The sequence below is a fragment of the Serratia marcescens genome, from assembly GCF_006715005.1.
Classification (GTDB): Bacteria; Pseudomonadota; Gammaproteobacteria; order Enterobacterales; family Enterobacteriaceae; genus Serratia; species Serratia montpellierensis.
Genome location: NZ_VFMJ01000001.1, coordinates 5,386,810 through 5,405,580, shown reverse-complemented (window position 1 = coordinate 5,405,580; position 18,771 = coordinate 5,386,810). Strand labels below are relative to the sequence as shown.

At 56.2% G+C, this 18,771-nt stretch carries 8 protein-coding genes; 4 read left to right on the top strand and 4 right to left on the bottom strand.

Going from position 1 to position 18,771, the window contains the following annotated elements; translation table 11 throughout:
- Positions 1 to 56 precede the first annotated feature (56 nt).
- The 4 genes from FHU12_RS26040 to FHU12_RS26025 all read right to left on the bottom strand — a co-directional run bounded on the left by FHU12_RS26040 (position 57) and on the right by FHU12_RS26025 (position 13,902).
- Positions 57 to 512, bottom strand: a complete 456-nt coding sequence (locus FHU12_RS26040) for an Imm63 family immunity protein (protein WP_260440760.1) — start codon at positions 510 to 512, stop codon at positions 57 to 59.
- Positions 473 to 11,482 (bottom strand): hemagglutinin repeat-containing protein, encoded by an 11,010-nt coding sequence (locus tag FHU12_RS26035; RefSeq protein WP_141972661.1) that lies wholly within the window; start codon positions 11,480 to 11,482, stop codon positions 473 to 475. Before FHU12_RS26035 ends, FHU12_RS26040 begins: the two co-directional genes overlap by 40 nt.
- A gap of 67 nt (positions 11,483 to 11,549) precedes the next feature.
- Positions 11,550 to 13,190: a ShlB/FhaC/HecB family hemolysin secretion/activation protein gene (locus FHU12_RS26030; protein ID WP_260440789.1), complete on the bottom strand. Its 1,641-nt coding sequence runs from the start codon at positions 13,188 to 13,190 to the stop codon at positions 11,550 to 11,552.
- 343 nt (positions 13,191 to 13,533) lie between these two features.
- Positions 13,534 to 13,902, bottom strand: a complete 369-nt coding sequence (locus FHU12_RS26025; RefSeq protein WP_141972657.1) for a hypothetical protein — start codon at positions 13,900 to 13,902, stop codon at positions 13,534 to 13,536.
- Positions 13,903 to 14,282: 380 nt separating this feature from the next.
- On the opposite strand from FHU12_RS26025, the gene FHU12_RS27590 reads away from it, so the two are divergent.
- The 4 genes from FHU12_RS27590 to FHU12_RS26010 all read left to right on the top strand — a co-directional run bounded on the left by FHU12_RS27590 (position 14,283) and on the right by FHU12_RS26010 (position 18,760).
- Positions 14,283 to 14,555, top strand: a complete 273-nt coding sequence (locus tag FHU12_RS27590) for a restriction endonuclease (protein ID WP_304413825.1) — start codon at positions 14,283 to 14,285, stop codon at positions 14,553 to 14,555.
- A gap of 26 nt (positions 14,556 to 14,581) precedes the next feature.
- On the top strand, positions 14,582 to 14,764 hold the full coding sequence (locus FHU12_RS27585; protein ID WP_376698871.1) for a restriction endonuclease: 183 nt from the start codon (positions 14,582 to 14,584) through the stop codon (positions 14,762 to 14,764).
- Positions 14,765 to 14,928: 164 nt separating this feature from the next.
- Positions 14,929 to 17,520: a type I restriction-modification system subunit M gene (locus tag FHU12_RS26015; RefSeq protein ID WP_141972655.1), complete on the top strand. Its 2,592-nt coding sequence runs from the start codon at positions 14,929 to 14,931 to the stop codon at positions 17,518 to 17,520.
- Between the two features lies 1 nt (position 17,521).
- A complete protein-coding gene (locus FHU12_RS26010; protein ID WP_141972653.1) occupies positions 17,522 to 18,760 on the top strand; it encodes a restriction endonuclease subunit S in 1,239 nt (412 codons plus the stop codon).
- Positions 18,761 to 18,771 lie beyond the last annotated feature (11 nt).

The window sequence follows — 18,771 nt, the reverse complement described above, 5'->3', positions numbered from 1 at the left end:
GCGTCAGGGCCTTAGATATAGGAATCCCGGTCACATTGGCCGGGATTTTGTTACTTTTATTTAAGAGTATCGGTATACGGATTTTTAGCGAGGATATCATCAATTTCATCCTGAGCCTTTAATCTCCATTCATCACTAATAACACCCATAAGATCAAGCACTTTATTAAATGCAACTCGCCGCCCATCTCTGTTCTCAACATGATTTTCCAGTTCATATTGAAAGGCAACTTTATAAATAAAGTCAGACATAATCCAAAAAAGCAACTCATCTTTTGAATTCGTTGTTTTTCTAAAAAACTCCACCCCTCTCTCAGAGTATATATAATTGTACAACCCACCATCATAGGAAATATGTGGCCTACCATCACCAGGTGATGATGAGAAAATGTGCAAATCACTTTCAGGAATCCCCACACTCTTCCCTAGATCGTTTACCTTTTTTTGTATCTCAGAAAAAGAAAGCAGCATAATTACTTTATCTCCCGTAGATATCCATTTTTCACCAGCCAATCAACATTCACTCGTTCTTGCATGTTAGGTAATATTTGAATCCCCCCACCTGGTTCACCAAAAGCAGGAGCAATTTTTCCTTGAATGGCAGGCAATGGTTTTACTACCTCATATTCATAATATTTTTCAGCTTTAGCACCAGGCGCAAGTGCACGTTGTTCGTAAGGTGTTCCTTTTGGTGCAAGGAAAGAACCACCAGGCTCACCATATCTATCCAAGCGAGTGCCTACAGGTATTGTGGTTTTGATAGGATCCCCTTCAAATCCTAAATTCTTAGGCCAATCCCATCCCCCATTGGCATTCTTGAATTGATCATAATAAGAATACCCGCCAGCCTCAACATCGGTAACGGCACTTGAACTATTGGGGTTATTAGATGGTTTTTTAAGGTTTGGTGATTCAACTTTGCCAACAACATTGGCCGATGCTCCCTCTGAAGGAAGGATCTTCGCTGAAATTAGAGCGCCTGATAATACCCCAGCAAAACTCTCCAGTGCCTTCTGATCGCCATTGGCCGCTTTAATGGTTGTGGATTTAATCCCTTCCCACGCATCGCCATTCATGATGGCAGTCAGTGTGGCTGCCGCTCCTGCATCTTTTTTCGCTAAATCACTTTGGGCCTGACCGCAGTAGCTGCCTCCGGTTGCACAGGTCGCCAGTGCTGCTGTCAAATCGAATGCAGTATCCCCACCGAGCATCACGAAGTCACTGGTTTCACTGCTGGCATTAATCAAACCATTGACAAGCTGGGACGCGATATTTTCCCCCAGTTTATCCCTGACCTGAGTTTTCCACCATTCTGCGCTTTGTTTAACTGACTCCCGCGCTTTGTCCCCGGCCAGCGAGTTATTCTCAACCGCATTCTTGCCGGTCTGCGCCGCCGTCATGCCTCCTGCAGTATCGCCCGTCGCCAGCCCGCCTGCAAGTCCTGCCGCCAGTTGACTCAGGGCGCTCACCTGCTGTTTCTGCACGTCGCTCAGTTGCTCCGCCGTCTTGCCCGGGAACAGCTGGCCGCCTATGTAGCGCGCCGCCAGTTCACCACCGCCGGCACCCAGCCCACCGGCCAGCGCCGACTGGTTATTCAGTTGCGCGGTCACCGCGCCCAGAACAGCGTGCGCCATTGTGTTGGCAGCAACGTCGACTTCACCGGTCAGCGGATTGGTAGTCAGTTTCTTGATTTCCGTCGCCAGGTACGGCGAGGCCCCGCTCGCCAGCGCTCCCGCCAGGTTGTTGCCCGCCAGTGCCGTCAGCGCCCCCGTCACCGCCTGCGCCGCCTTCTGCAGGTCGCTGCCGGTGCCGTACTCCTTCATCGCCTTTTGGTAGGCGTCGGTCTGCTTCAGCGCCGTCTCGTTGCCCTTAAGCTCGGGATGCGCCTTCAGGGCCTCTTTAAGCCCCGCAAGGTCGCCCTGCGTGCGGATAACATCCATCGCCTGACCGCCGATTTCTCCTATCAGCTGCGCCTGTTTGAGCCGGTTCTGCTCCTTTTCCTTGTCAAAGATGGGGCTGATGCTGCCGGCGTTGGCGTTATCCGTATCCCGGTTAAGCTGCGCCACATCCTGCTGCTGTTTGTCGGTGTCGCGGATAAGCAGTGTACCCTCACTGACGCCGGCCTTGGTCGTGCCTTCGGCATGCCCGCTGTTGTTGGCGCCCGACAGCATGCCGCCGGCCATATTGGTCAGCAGGTCTTTGCCCACCGGTCCGCCGGTGCTGAGACTGCCGCCGCTGTGCTTCGCGCTGTAGTCCGCCTGGTTGTGGATGTCCGTCCAACCCAGCGTACCAGTCTCCAGACGGTTCTTGTCTTTTTCCGCGGTACTGGCTATCACCGCGCCATCAAGCTGGGTGTGTTCTTTAACCTTGATGTCATAGCCGCCCTTGCCTGCAAACAGCCCGGTCTGCTCTTTCACCGAGTCGAAGTTGCTGTGCAGCTTGTCCTGGCTGGCACTCAGGTTGACCGAGCCGGTCCCGGCGCCAATCGGCACACTGACGCCGCCACTGACGCTGCTCTGCTTCGCATCATAGCGGTCGCTGTCCTGCCGGCTGCCGAGTGTCAGGTTGCCGCCGACGTCGGCAGTAATTTTCTCCCCGCTGACCTGGGCGCCGGCAAGCGTGGTATCCCGCCCGCTGTGCAGCGTCACCGAGCCGCCGCTGTCCACGGTCGTCTCGTTCCAGGTGGTGCCGTTGCCACTCTCGCGCCCCTGGCCCTTGTTGGCGTTGGCGAACACGCTCACGCCGCTGTTCTGACCCACCCCGACGCTCACGCCCACGCTGCCACCCCGGCTACTGTTGCTGCCGTCGGTCTTTTGCGTGTCGTCCGCAGCCGTGAGCCGCAGGTCACGATGTGCGTCAAGCGTTGTCTCCCCGCCGGCCTTGAGCTGGCTGCCGGTAATGTGAATATCACCACTTTGCCCGGTGTGGTTCTTTCCGGTGGCGGTAACCGACAGGCTCTGCCCGGCGGTGAGCGTACTGCCCTGCGACAGGCTGCTTTCGGTGCGCGTCTCGCTTTTCGACGACTGGCTGCCCAGCGAGGCACTGACCCCAAGGCCGGCGGCCTTGTCGTCCCCCATCAGGTCTCCCTTGGCCTGCGCCTGTGCGGCCTGTACGCCGGACAGCGCCGCCTTGGTGTTTTGCAGCGCGTTCAGGCGTCCGTCGCCTTCCTTTCTCGCCTGCTGCGCCGAGCTGACGGCGGTGTTGAGCGCGCCACCCACGGTGCCCGACAACGCCACGCTCAGGCCGCTCTGCTTCTGCTCGAAGGTCTCCTTGCGGGTGCGCTGGTCGTAACCCGGGTCAATGGTCACGCTGTCACCGGTGAGAGCCAGGTCCTTGCCCGCCACCAGGTCGGCGCCGCCAATGTGCAGTTGGTTGCCTGCGGTGATGTTGACACTGCCCTGGCTGCTGCCGACGGTACTGACGCTCTGGCTCTGGGTCCGGCCTTTTTCGTCGATTTCATGTTTGCTCGACTGTTTGCCAATGGTGAACCCGATGCCACCGCTGCCCAGCAGGCCGCTCTTTTTCTTCTCTTCCAGCCGGTAGTGCGTGTCGGTCTCGGTGGCCGCACCGATGTCGACGTTACGGCCGGCCTGCAGGTTCACATCCCGGTCGGCGGCAATGGCCGAGCCGGAGACCGTCAGGTCGTTGCCGGCGTTGACGCTGACGCGCTCCCCGCTCAGCAGGCTGCCCTTCTCGCGGGTGGTCGCATCGTTATCGATACTGTGGCTGCTGCTTTTTTTCAGGAAACCTTTTTTCTGAGACCGCTCTTCACTGAAGGTTGACTCGCGTTCGGTGGCGGTATTGAGGGTGACATCCTGCTTCGCCTGCAGGGCAACGGCACCCTGTTCGCTGTGCAGGGTGCTGGCCGTGGCGGTGATGCTGCCGTCCTGCGCCACCACCGTGACGCCGCCCTGCCCGCTGAGAGTGCTGCCCACCACATTTTCCCGCAGGACTTCTTCGGCGCGCTCACCTCTAGTTTTCCGGCCGCGGCTCTCCTCGCTGGAGACGCGATGTTCGCTGTCGGTAGTATGGTTGAGGGTGACATCCTTTTTCGCCTGCAGGGCAATGGCGCCCTGGTCACTGTGCAGGGTACTGCCGGTGACCGTGACGTCGCCTTCACGCCCGATCACGGTCACGCCCTCGCGCCCGTTGAAGGTGCTGCCGGTGCTGATTTCGCGCTCGGTTTGTTCGATGCGATGGCTTTTGGTTTTGCCCTCGCGTTTGTTTTCGCTGTCCTGGTCCTGCGTGCGGGTGCGCGCGTCTTTAATGGTCACGTCCCGCGCGCTGACGCCAATACGCCCCGCTTTACTGTCAACCTGCGCGCCTTCGGCCAGTAGCTGGTTACCTGCCATCAGGGTAACGCCCTGGTCGCCGCCGAGCGTGCTTAATGTCAGGCGCTCTTCCTGGCGGTCGTTGCTGACTGATGACGTACGGCTGTTGGCCTCCAGGTGCGTGGTATTGGTGGTCTTGTCTGCCAGGAGATTGATGTTGCCGCCGGCCTGCACGCCAAGCTGACCACCGGATTTTGCCTGGCTGCCCGTGAACGTCACGTCTCGCCCGGCATTGAGCGTGAGGTTGCCGCCGGCGTTAAGTTCACTCCCCTTAGCCTGCTGCCATTCGCCGCTGACGTGCGCCATCCGGGAGCCGGCCGCTTCCGTGCCGCCGCGGGTACGGTTGCCCATAGAGCCCGAGATAACATCAAGGTCGGCGGTATGGCGGCTTTGCGCGGCGGTGATGGTCAGGTCATTGCGCGCGCTCAGGCTGAGCGTATCGGTCGCATCAAGCTTCGCCCCCGTGAGCGTGATATCGGTGCCGCGCAGGCGAATGTCGCCGGCGCTCATGGTCGCCTGGCGCAGCGCGTCCTGCAGGTTAGTGCTCATGGCCAGACTGTCTGCCTGCACGTCAATGCTACCGGCCTTGATGTCGCCGCCCTGATGCAGGAACTGCCCGGCGTCGACCGTCAGGGCTTTGTCGGCAAACAGGTTGCCGGCATTGGTGATGCTGTTTGCCGAGAGTTGCAGGTCGCCACCGCCGATCACCGCACCATCACCGGCCAGGCGCAGCGTGGTCTGTGCCAGGTACACCTTCGGTACCCACACCGTTTGCGGGCCGCCTTCCGTTTGCACCGTCTCGCTCACCAACCAGACAATATCTTGCTGCAGCGCAGCAATCTGCTCCGGCGTCAGGGCCACGCCCGGCACCAGATGGAAGTCCCGGGCGACTTTAGTGCCATTATTCATCAGTTGCTGGTACTGCGCCATTGCATCCCAGCCCTTGACGGACGGTTTGCCGGTGAGTTTCAGCACCTGCTCGCGCACCAAACGCTGCTCGTAAAAACCGTCCCCCAGGCGCTTATGGGCCTGCGCGGGGTCATACCCTACGCGTTCGAGCATATAGTCGCTGCTGATAAAGTTGTCGCGGCGGGTAAAGCGCTCGTCGGTCACCACCAGGAATGGGCTGCCGATCGCCGTATGTTGACTAAACAAGCCGTTATTGGGGATGGCGGTGGCCACATTGCCCAGATGCTGTAACTGCGTCAGCGCCAGCTCAGACGGCAGCAGTGGGCGCCCCAGCGGCGAAGATGGCGTGGCGCCGGGTTGCGTCATCTGTTCGCCCTGTGCCAACGTCGTATCGCCGTCAGGTCGGGCAGCCCCCTCTACCGTAAAGGCCAGCGGATTGCGCTCAAGCTCGGCGCGTTCGGCATCCACCGCCTTCAATGCCGCATCCAGTTGACTGATTTGCGCCTGATTGACCGTGGTGTTGGTGATGCGGGCGCCGTTGATGGTGACCGTGCCATTGCCGGTGATCACGCCGTCAACGGTTGCCAGCGCCGTGGTCTCATCATGGTTGTACGTCGGATACCAGTGGTGGGTATCTTTATCCATGTGGTCAACGATATGCTCCTGACGCCGTTCGTTGACCGAGTAACCGCGGTTGTCCACGCTGCCTCCGCCGTCCTGCGTCAGGTTGCCGTTGGCGGTGATAACGCTGGCGTCATTGAGCAGCGCGCCGGTAATGCGCAGCACCATATTGCCGCCCGCCAGAATACGCGCACCGATACCTTCACTTACCAGTTTGTCGCGCGTCACTGTACCAGTCGCGGTGCGTTCGCGCAGGTTGTTGTAATCGGTGACGAACGGCGCACTGTCAATATCGATGTGCTTCTCCGGGTCCCAGGTCATCACCTGCGTCCAGTCGTGCTCCCAGTGGAAACCGTTTTGGTACGGCGTCGGGATAGTCGCCAGCTGGTTTCCCCCCCGCGTCTCGTAGAACGTCATCGCATAGCTACCATCAGCGTTGGGTTTGAGCGCCAGGTAGTTGACCCACAGGTCGGTCAGTGTGCCTTTGTTGTCCTTGACCCGCACCTGCGCGCGTTTGCCCGCCGCATCAATGGCCAGCAGCGTGCCATAGCGGTTGGTTTGTGCCGCCGCATCATCCTGGAAGGTCAGCTGTTGGGTGGTCGGCGCCATAGTGCTTTTGTCGGGATTGACCGCCGAACCATAAGACCGCCAGTAGTAGTTGTAGCGGTGCCATTTGTAGTCGCTCTTCTCGGCGTCACGCTCAATCACCAGCCCTTCGCGCAGGTTGTCCAGGCGGCGGGCTTCGACGGTGGCGTCACCGTCCGCTTCGATAAAGCTCGCCCGGTTTTCAATCAGGTCGTCGCTGTGCAACTGCAGGTGGTCGGCGCTGTAAATCAGTGCGCCATCCCGGTTGGTCAGGCGCTCACCGGCCTGCAATGTCAGGCTTTGGGTCGCCGCCATCACTGCAGGCGCACCGTGGTTGTCAATAATGCGCCCGTTCACGGTGATGTCGTCGCCCATCAGCGCCGCGGCGTTGTCCAGGGTATCGACGTTCAGCGTCATACTGTCCGCTTCAATACGCCCGGTGTTTTGCAACGCTCCGGTCGTCAGCTGCAGCGTCTTGCCCACCAGGGTGGCCGGATTGGTGATACTGGCTGCATTGAGCACCAGATTGCCCGGCAGCAACCAGTCCGCCAGGTTGGTAAAGGCACCGCTCAGGGAGAACGTCACCGTGCCGTTACTGCTGACGGTATCACCGGCCTGCCGGGTGTAGTCCTGCTGCGTGGACAGCGTCAGCGCCTGTAGCCCCAACAGGGTACCGTTCTGGTTATCCAGGGTGCGCGCATTTGCTGTCAGTGCGCCGGCACTCTCCACGCGGCCGCCCTGGTTAAGTAGCGCCAGCGGCGAGTCGGTCTGTGACCGGTCAGCGTTGATATCGAGATTGCCGTCGGCCAGGATGCGTCCCTGACGGTTGTCTAACTGCGTGACTCCCGAGAGGGTCATCTGCCCGCTGCTCTGCAGGCGGCCTGCGGTATTGTCGATATCACGGGCGGTGATGTCGGTACGCGTAGTGCCCAGTATCAGCCCGCCGTCGCGGTTGTTCAGGCGATCGGCTCGCACATCAAGCGCTGACTGGCTGCTTATCGTGCCCTGACCGCTGTTATCGAGCGTCCCGGCCTTGAGCGTCAGGCCCTGAGTCGACACCAGTTGTCCACCCTGGTTGTTCACCTGCGTGCCGTCGAACGTGAGCGCCTCACCGCTGTGCACTTTGCCGTGCTGATTGTTAAGCTGGTCAAGTCGGTAGATACCCGCTCCCTGACTGATGAACGTACCGCCGGCGTTGTCCAGCTGCTTTGATGTCACCGTGATGCCGCCGCGGCTGCTGAATACGCCGCGCGTATTATTGATACCGGCGGCCGACACCTTCTGGTCGCCATTGCTGCGCACGGCACCGTCGGTATTCTCCAGCAAGCCAAGAATACGCAGCGCTACGTGTTGCTGGCCGTCTATCGTCCCGCCGGCATTGTTCAGCGTTTGTGCGTCAAGTTGAAGCGCCTCGCCACTTTGCACTTTCCCATCGCGATTGTTCAGCGCATCGCTCAACGTAAGGCGCTGTTGTTTCTGGCTGTAGAGCAGCCCGTCCTGCGTATTGTCGAGTGCGCGGGCGGCGATACGCAGCCCCTCGCCGGCCAGCCACTGACCGCCAGCGTTATTGATGGCACCGGCGTGTTCACCGTCTTGGGCGCCTGCGACAGTAAGCTGCCCCTGCGCCGAAACCTTGCCGTTGCGATTATCGATATTCTGTTTGATGCGCAGCGCCAGGTCGTGTGCCGACTGCAGTACACCTTTAGCGTTACCTAGCCAGTCAGCCGCAAGCTGTGCGGCCTGCAGGCTCTGCACGCTGCCTTCCGTATTGTCAAAACCGCCGCTGATCGCCTGCCAGCCGCCCTGACTGCCCATCCAGCCCCGCGCGTTGACTATCTCCTGCGCCTGCAGCATTTGAGACGACTGACTAAAAATACGCCCTCGGCTGTTATCCAACTTGCCGGTGAACTGCATGTCCAGGCTGCCCAGCGCGTTGATGGTGCCCTGGTCATTGCGCAGATTGGCGGCGCGCACCTCGGTGCGCCCATTGCCGGTAAACGTACCGCCCCGGTTGTCCCAGTCGCCGGTCAGGTTCAGGGAAAGCGCCTGCCCACCGAGCACCACACCGGCGGCGCGGTTGGCCAGCAGGCCTCCCTGCAAAGATAAGTCGCCGCCGCTCTGCAGCGAGCCGCCATCATTATCGAACAGGCTGGTTGCACCGCCGTTAACGGCAAGGGCCTGTTGCGCGGTCAGTTTACCGGTGCGATTGAGGATATTGCCTGCGGCGTCAAGTGTCAGGTCACCGCCGGACTGCAGATGCCCGCCAGTATTGTCGAGCGACTGCGCGCTGGCGGTGACCTGCCGGCCGCCTTGTGCGGTGCCGCCCTGATTGTCCCAGTCGCCATCGGTCTTGACGGTGAGTCTATTGCCGCCTTCAAGCCAGCCGGCGGCGTTGCTCAGCCCTTGCTTCGCCGTCAGGTTCGCATCCTGCCGGGCGACCACCTTGCCCTGAGCGTTATCGAGGCGCTGCACCGTTAGCGTGAGCGACTCGCCGCTGATTTCGCCCTCGCGGTTCACCAACTCAGCCGCACTGTTCAACACCAGTTGTTGCCCGCCCAGCAGTTTGCCGGCCTCGTTGCGCACGCTCCCTGCCGCTATGTGGGTTTGCCCGCTCCCAGATATCGTGCCACGGCGGTTATTCAGCTCACCGTCGGTCCGCACGGTCAACGCCTGGCCGGCGCCCAGCAGCCCCAACGTATTGTCCAGCCCCTGGCGGGCATGCAGGTCAAGCTGCTCTTGGCCAATCACCTTGCCTTGCGTATTGTCGAGCCGACCGGTGCTCACCGTCAGCGCCGCGCCGCTGATTTCGCCGCCGCGGTTGCTGGTGTTACCCGAGGTGGTCAGGGTTGATGCCTGGCCTGACAGCAGCTTGCCGCCGTCGTTGTTGAGGGTCGTTGCCGTTGCCGTGACGGCCGTTTCGCCTTGCGCCGTACCCCCGCGGTTGTCCCAGTCGCCGGTATGGATATCCAGCGCCTTGCCGGCACCAATGAGGCCGCGTTGATTATCCAGGCGGCTGGCCGTCAGGTCGAGATTGCCCTGACCGATGACCTGCCCCTGCGTGTTATCCAACCGCTGCGCCACCAGACGTACGTCATGACCGCTCAGGGTTCCGGACGCATTATTCAGCTCGCGGCCCGCCTCAAGCGTCAGGCCGTTCCCGGCCAGCAGGTTGCCGCCGCCATTATTCACCGCGCCATTAGCATGGAGCGTAAGGCCCGCCTGCGTTTTTACCGTGCCGCCCTGATTATCGAGACGCCCGGCATCGAGACGCAGGTCGCCGTTGCTGCCCACCGTCCCGCCGGCATTGTCGAGCAGGCCGCCGACCTGCCAGTGCTGCGCCGCGTTGCCCAGCGCAGCCAGGCGGCCACGCTGGTTGGTGAGCTGCCCGGCCGTGAGCACCAGATGGTGAGTCTCAATGCTGCCGTCGGTGTTATCCAGATGACCGGTCACCGAGAAGCGACTCTCACTGTCCTCGGTCTGTGTCCAGACGGCTTTCTGGTTGAGCAGGATGCCGGCATCCACCTGCCAGCGCCCGGCCTTGACGTTGGCCTGCTGCGCATCCACATTTCCCGTCGTGCTCACGGCCAGCTCACCACTGTCAACGGTGGACTGGCGCAGTGCCACGCCGCCTTCCCGCGCCGTCAGCGCGGTGCGGCCGGCTGCAACCCGTGCACCGCTGATATCCACCCGGCGCCCGGACGCGTTGACGTCTTTTTGACTTAGCAGACTGCCACTGGCGCGGATATCGCCCTGACTCTCAAGCTGCAGGTTGGCAGCCCGGACCAGCGTGCTGTCGGCATTACTGCCCGCCAGCAGGTGGCCATTGCTCTGGATGCCGCGCGCGGCGTTCAGGTGCACATCCCCGGCCGCCGCCAGCGTCCCGGATTGCGTCAGCATTCCCTCGCGACCCTGCACGGCCAGTTGGCCACCGCTGTACACGTTGCCGTGCGTCTCAATGTCACCTTTTGCCGCCAGTTGGATATCGCCGCCGGCCTGCGTGGCCGCATCCGGCGTATCAGACCGCCAGCTGAGCTTGCCTTCGCTGCTCACGGTCAGCGTTTTGCCCGCCCGGACCTGTCCGCCCTGATTACGCACGCCGACGCCGGCCTCGGTGCCAATCATGCGGATACTGCCGCTGTACATGCCGCCCATCTGGCCCATGTCGATGGCAAGCTCTGGTTTGGCGCTGCCGTCGTCCGAAAGCGGTGTCGCGGTTTTACCGTCCGCACTCACGCGATTGCGCCCGGCCACCACCGACACGCCTTCTTTAGCCCAGACACCGGCGTTGACTTCCACCGCGCGCGCCAGAATGTCGACGTACTCGGTATCATGACGGGTATCGCCGTTGAGCCCGCCGCCCTCGATGCGCACCACGCCGCGTTCGACCTGATAACCTGCTACGCTGCCATCGGCATTCAGTTGCGGACGCCCCGTGGTCAGCGTCATGCGCCCGGCGTTGATGGTGCCGCAGCCGTTGCAGACAATGCCGGCGGGGTTGGCCACAATCACCTGCGCCTTGCCGCCGGCCACTTCCATAAAACCGCGCAGCTGGCTGGGATTGTTGCTGTTAACCTCGTTGAGGATGACGCGCGCCGGCGCGGAATTGGGGTTGAGGTTGGGGTTACCCTGTATCATCCCGGCCATCTGGGTCGAGGTCATCACCGCTGAGTTATTGAGGATGGCGCCTTTGGCGTCGACATCGAACTGCTGATACTGGTTGTGCGAGACCCCAGCCTGGTTGGGTGCGGTGATGTTGACCTGCGGCAAGCCGTTCTGGGTATTGATGACCTCCGGCCGCTGGGAAGGATTGGCACCGCCGTCCGCGACAATGCCGTCTGCCATGACGGGGCCGGCGAACATCAACAGCCCAAGCAGCCACACTGACCGACGCACGGTGACCCACAGACGACTTCCACCTGTTATTCCTGAACCGATGCGTTGCCCCGGCTCGCTGCTGCAGCTGCGGGCCAGTTCGGACACCACCCGCAACTCCCCGTGGGTGCGGCTGAAGATAAGGCGATAGCAATGTTTGTTCATAGGTCACATCCGTGAGAAAAGTCAGTCCGTTCAGGTCAGCGCAGCAACGCTGCCGGTATCGCGATGTTCAAATTTCCAGATTTACGCTAAAACCCGCGGTCGCGCCGGAGGTGTGGAACCCCGCAGGCTTGTAGAGCGGAACGCCGGCAAACAGGTCATAGCTGAATCGCCCCCACAGCGCGCCGCGCACGCCGAGCGCGCTGCCCGCCAATTGATGGCCAACCAAGTGGCGGGTGTTTGGGCCGTCCACCCGACCGTAGTCGGCGGCCAGATACAATTCATGCCCGCGAGAAAACACGTTCCAGGCGATTTCATTGCGCCACAGCAGGCCCTTTTCGCCGGACAGCATCTGTTCGCCGTCAAAGCCGCGCACCGAGTAACGCCCGGCAATGGCCATCCGCTCTTGCGGCGTCAGCGCATTCGGGCTCCACTGGCCCCGCACGCTGGTATAGACCCGCCAGGGCTGCTCGCCCCAGGTGAAAGGCAGGTTGAACCCCACATCCCCGAGCAGCATACCGGTACGCGCCGAACCGTCATGATTGACTTCCTCCGGCGCACGCAGCGCCCCGAGGGCGCCGGTGCCGCGGCGCCAGCTGATATTCGCATCCAGCGTATTGCGCCCGAGGTAACTACGCTGGTTGACTCCAATTTCCCAGCCAGCGGTGCGCCGCTTTTGCTGGGTCAGCTCGACGTCATCCACGTGGTTAGTCGAGTGCTTGCGGTAACCGCGCAGGTTGAGCGTGGTCTTGTGGGATTGGTCGCGGTACAACAACCGGGAGACGGTCAACTGCATGTTGTCGCTCTTGCCGCTGTAGCGCAGCACCTCATTGGCGTTGGGGATGTTCTGATGGTAGGTGTAGTCGTTGTAATTGGCTGAGAAGGCCCAATATCCCACCGGGAAGAAGTAATTCAGCGTATGTGAACGGTTGCCGAACGGCCCGTGCTGAAACACATCCTTGCCGATGTTGGCGTAGAACAGGTCATTTTGCGCAAACGGCGCATCGAGTGCCAGGGTGGCCGAACCGAGATAACGTCCGGTACTCTTGGAACCGCTGTCGTCCAGCCCCAGGCTGAGCCGCACCGGCCGCCCCTCGTGCCAGTTGACCTGCAGGTCACTGGTGGCTTCCTGCTCACCGGGAACGATTTTGATGTCAGCACTGGCGCTGGGCACCCGTCTGAAGTTCTCCAGCCCCTGTTCGATATCACGCAGGTTGAGGATATCGCCGCGCGAGGCCGGAATAGCGTTCCACAGCCGCCCCCGCCAGGAGACCGGCTCCTCAAAGCGAATGTCGCCAATGCGCCCGGGTTGCAGCGTGAGCACCAACACGCCGGTGGTCAGGTCCTGCTCCTGTGCCATCACCCGCGTGGTGACATAGCCTTTGGCCAGTATGGCGTTCTGCACTTTATTGATGGCAAGCACAATACCCTGACCGCCCAGACAGCGACCTTTGGCATCCGCAGCGGCGTCCAGCGCCCACTGAAAGCGAGCGGCCGACTCCCCGACCAGGGTAAGCCGGTTGATGGTGAAGCAGGGGGACTCATTGACCGGGTAATCCGGCAACACGGCCTCGGGGCGGGAAAGACGCGCATCGGCCTGTGGGGCATTTTGCTGTTGCAGGGCGCGCTCGCGCGCCTGCTGGCGCTGCTGCTCGCGGGCATCAATAGCTGAAGCGGCCCGCTCAGGGGCATCAGAGGGCGTGGCGGCCATACCCGGGAAAGTGCCGGTGAAGAGAACACCCACGAGAACGCGGCTCAACGCCGTGGATGTGGATCCGTGCGAAAGAAAAGTCCTTTTCATGAACATCCATTTCATAAAGTGTCAAGATATGTAATTTTTGGCGCATTATCCACCCGCAAGATCAAAAAGCAAGCAAATCGTGTTTTCGGGAGGAATGATATTGCCTGCGTTGTCAGTTGAGTCACACACAATCCTACTGTGCGGTCAACTGTGCCACGTGGTACATCCTGCAGCGTATAAACACGCTGATTTTCTTCGGCGTCACGGTGCTTAGCTTAGATTCAGGATCTAAACTTAATTCGATACATGATTTTTAATCATCACGCTCCAAAAACTCAGCCCCCAACCATGCAGAAGTACCATTACGCGTTTTTCCCACATTCAACAAAAATACTTGCCCATCCAGCCCACCTTCAGAAAAGTCAATACCACCATCTTTTGGGGTATAACGACGGGAGCCATTTTTCGGTCGAAATGCCGAGAGACGGTATCGTTGGCCATCATCCAGGGAGGTAAAATAACAGACAAGGTGGCCGGAGGACGTGGTATTCGACCAGACTTTGAAATCGAGTCGAGCGGCCCAGTCGCCGACAGGTACGGACTGCCATGCATAGCTACCCGGATCCATTCCCGCATCCAGTGCACCGTTAAAGCTAAAAGCACGAAGAACGCTCTCATTCATAAAGCCGCCTTAAATCATGGAGGAAATAATACTGACTATCAGAGAGACAACAAACAGAAGGATCAGGAGCCCAACAAGCACCATAATAAAATAACGCAATCTGACCAGCAAAACGCCAATGACATTAAAGGGGATCAGGGTAACAGGGAAACCAATCATCTTATGCCACAGAACCATTGCCAGCAGCCAATTGGTTTACAAAACCGTACCGGATGGGCTCACAATCGTTCGAAACGTACTCACTGCAGCAGAAATTGAACATCTCGCTTTGGCTTACACCAACGTCAAACTTCAACAAAATAGTGATGCGGTAGATTTGGCCCCGGTTACAGACCCCCTTCTCACCCAACCGATGTTAACAAACAGCCCAGACGACCGCCTTGAGCAATCAATCAAAGATCCACGATGCGGTTGCATCGGAACGGCTGGAGAACCTAAGCCAGGTATCTCAAGGCCGCTTCGAGGTCATCGTACTGGATGTGCTGCACCGTTTAGGTTACGGCGGCCATCACGATTCAGAGCGTGTCGGCGGCAGCGGTGATGCTGGAATTGATAGCGTTATTTCTTTAGACAAGCTCGGTTTAGAAAAGGCGTGTGTGCAAGCCAAACGCTGGCAAAACACCGTAGGCCGCCCTGAGTTGCATGCATTCTAAGGTGACCTGGTGTGGCAAAAGGCTAAATTAGGGTATTCATTACGACCTCTGGCTTTACTAAGCATGACGTTGCCTACGCGCAATCGATAGAAGGCATGGTACTTATCGATGATAATCGGCTAGTTCATCTGATGATGGACAACGAGGTGGGTACCAGTGTGACGCTAATGAAGGTTTCTAAACTCGATAGCGACTATTTTGATTGGTGATGAACCAGATGAAATGGCAGTCTTGGTAGGAATCGAGATTGTAGAACTACTTACTGCAACGGACTCGTAAAGCCCTGCAGCTAGCAAGAAGCTCTTATGAAACGTACAATCAAAACCCTAAAATAGACTTTTTCGAAAATGAATTGCTTTTAACAGGACTTATTGTGAATAAACAACAACTTGCTGCAAAAATCTGGGAATCTGCCAACCAGATGCGTTCTAAAATTGAAGCCAACGAATACAAAGACTACATACTCGGCTTTATCTTCTACAAGTACCTAAGCGACCAGCTAGTGCAGTTTGTCACCAGACAGGGGATGACGTCTGAAGACATCAAAACCCTCAATGAAGAAGACACCGACACAGTTGAATACCTGCAAAGCAACCTGGGCTACTTTATTGCCTACGATAATCTTTTTTCTACATGGATTGATCCAACATCCGAATTTGATGAATCTAACGTGCGGGATGCGCTCTCGGCCTTTAGCCGTTTGATTTCGCCAACTTACAAAAAACTGTTTGATGGTATTTTTACCACCTTAGAAACAGGATTGAGCAAACTTGGTGAAAGTGCAGGCAAACGCACCAAGGCCATCAGCGACTTACTGCACCTGATCAAAAGCATTCCCATGAATAGTAATCAAGGGTATGACGTACTGGGCTACATTTACGAATACCTGCTTGAGAAATTTGCTGCCAATGCGGGTAAAAAAGCCGGTGAGTTTTACACGCCTCATGAAGTCTCGGTACTCATGTCAAACATCATCGCCCACGAGTTAAAACACAAAGATACCATCAAAATTTACGACCCAACTTCAGGCTCGGGTTCGTTGCTGATCAATATTGGTGAGGCGTTCGAGAAATACGCTAAAAACAAAGACAGCATCACCTATTTCGCCCAAGAGTTAAAAGCCAATACCTACAACCTAACCCGTATGAATCTCATCATGCGCGGTATCAAAGCCAGCAACATCAAAACTCGTAATGGCGATACCCTGGAAGAAGATTGGCCGTATTTTGATGACAGCGATCCTCAAGGTTCATACTACGCCTTACATGTCGATGCCGTGGTATCCAACCCGCCTTACTCACAAAACTGGGACCCCAGCTTTAAAGAGAGCGATCCTCGCTATTCACGTTTTGGCCTGGCACCTAAAACCAAAGCTGATTTTGCTTTTTTACTGCACGACCTCTACCACCTAAAACCCGATGGCATTATGGCTATCGTCCTTCCGCATGGTGTCTTGTTCCGTGGCGGTGAAGAAGGTCAAATTCGCAAGCAACTCATTGAGCAGAATCATATTGAGACCGTTATCGGTTTACCGGCCAATATCTTTTTTGGCACCAGCATTCCCACGGTGATTTTAGTACTCAAACAAAAACGCCAAAACACCGATGTATTGGTAGTCGATGCCTCCAAACACTTTATGAAAGAAGGCAAAAACAACAAACTGCAAGCGAGTGATATCAAGCGCATTACTGATGCGGTGATTAACCGAGAGAGTATCGACAAGTATTCACAACTGGTGAGCAAAGAAACCCTGCGCGACAACGGTTACAACCTCAACATACCGCGCTATGTGGATTCCTCTGCGACGGCACAAACCTGGGATTTACATGCCACCATGCTCGGCGGCATTCCCAACAGCGAAATTGCCGAGTTAAATAGCTTTTGGCAAACCTTCCCACAATTACGCAGTACCCTGTTTACACCAAAATCCGCCTCTTACAGTGAGCTGGCCATTGACAAACAAGTAGTCAATGCCAGCATTAGCGGGCATCCGCAAGTGTTGGAGTTTATCAGCGCCTACAACCAGACCTTTAATGGCTTTGATGATCACCTAAACACTCAGTTAATACAAAACTGGCAAAGTGTAAAGCGTAACCAGCAAGAGGTGGTATTAAGTACCGAGTTATTTACCCGCTTAGCCCCCATTGCCTTAATCGACAAATACCAGGCTTACCAATTTCTAAACAATCAATGGCAACTGATCAGCGCCGATTTAGAAATGATGCAAACCGAAGGCTTTGCTGCCACCAAGCAAGTTGATCCCAATATTGTTATAAAGAAAAAAAACGGCAATGACACCGAAGTACAAGAGGGTTGGAAAGGCCACATATTGCCCTTCGATTTAGTGCAACAAACGTACTTAAGTGATGACTTACAAGCTCTGGCGGATAATGAAACCCGACTGGCAGAAATTGCCAGCACGCTGGAAGAAATTTTAGAATCGCTAACCGAAGAAGAAAAAGAACAGGATACGGTCAAAGAGAGCAAAGACGGCTTTGCGAGTGCAGAATTAAGCAAAGCCGCCAAAACCTTCCTGAAAGAACAAAAAGACAGCAAAGTTAAATTTGCAGAAGAAAGCTATGAAGCCAAAGTTATTCGTGCGAACAAATTAATCGATGAAGAAAAAGCCCTGAAAAAAGCGGTCAAAGATGCCGCCACTTCCCTGCACTTAAAAACCAAAACTACCATCGAAGCCTTAACCGATGAACAGGTAAACAACCTGCTGTACCTTAAATGGATTGCACCATTAAGCGCCGAACTCGCCGGCATGCCAGATGCCGTGATTAGCCAGCTCTCCAGCCAGGTACAAGCCCTGGCTGATAAATACGCCGTCACCTATTCGCAGATAGCCCATGAGATAAAAACCACCGAGCAAGAGCTAGCGGAGATGACGGGCGAGCTCACGGGCAATGAGTTTGATATGCAGGGCCTAGCAGTACTCACTAACTTACTGAAGGGTGAATAAGATGAGTGTGGATAACAAGGTGCCAGAGATCCGCTTTAAAGGATTTAGTGAGAAGTGGCAGGAGAGAGAGTTTTCAAACATCGCTACCAGAGTATCAACACATCATCAAAGTACATGTCTACCTTGTGTTGAATACGAAGATATAGTCGCAGGGAAAGGCAGATTAAATAAAGATATTCATCAGAAAAAATCCTTTAAAACCGGCTTAAAATTTGAAGCTGATGATGTTTTATTTGGAAAATTGCGCCCCTATCTGAAAAACTGGTTTTTAGCTGACTTTGAAGGGCTCGCAGTTGGAGATTTTTGGGTGTTACGTGCCGACAATGTTGCAAGTACGTTTTTATTTTCTTTAATTCAAACCAATGAATTTGAATTGATTTCAAACCTTTCAGCAGGCTCGAAAATGCCTCGTTCTGATTGGGGACTTGTATCTTCCTCTTGCTTTTTTGTTCCTAAGAATATTTATGAAAGCAATGAAATAGGCAACTACTTCCAAAAGCTCGACACGTTAATAAACCAACACCAACAAAAACATGACAAGCTCAGCAGCATAAAAAAGTCCATGCTGGAAAAAATGTTTCCCAAACAAGGTGATACCATTCCAGAAATTCGCTTTAAAGGGTTTAGTGGGGAGTGGGATAAGAAACCATTTGGAGCTTGCTTTGTTAACGTGCCGAACAATACTCTTTCAAGAGCTGATTTAAACTACAAAACTGGATTGGCGAAAAACATTCACTATGGCGATGTACTAATTAAGTTTGGTGAAGTTCTTGATGCACGCAATGAGTTGTTACCATTTATTACGAACGATAGCATAGCCAATAAACTAAATAATTCCGGTTTACGAGATGGTGACATTATCATTGCTGATGCTGCCGAAGATAACACTGTGGGAAAATGCACAGAGTTATTCAATATAGGGGATCAGTTGATTCTTTCTGGATTGCACACGATTGCCGTTAGGCCTATTTTCCCTTTTGCCTCCAAGTATCTTGGTTACCATTTAAATTCATCTTCATACCATGACCAGCTTTTATCATTGATGCAAGGCACAAAAGTTTTATCAATATCAAAGGCCGCAATAAAGGATACGAACATTGCGTTTCCAAAGAGCTTGGAAGAACAAGCCGCAATCGGTACCTACTTTCAAAATCTCGATAGCCTAATCAAGCAAAACCAGCAACAAATCACCAAGCTTAATAACATCAAGCAGGCCTGCTTAAGTAAAATGTTTGTCTAACAAGGAGCGCC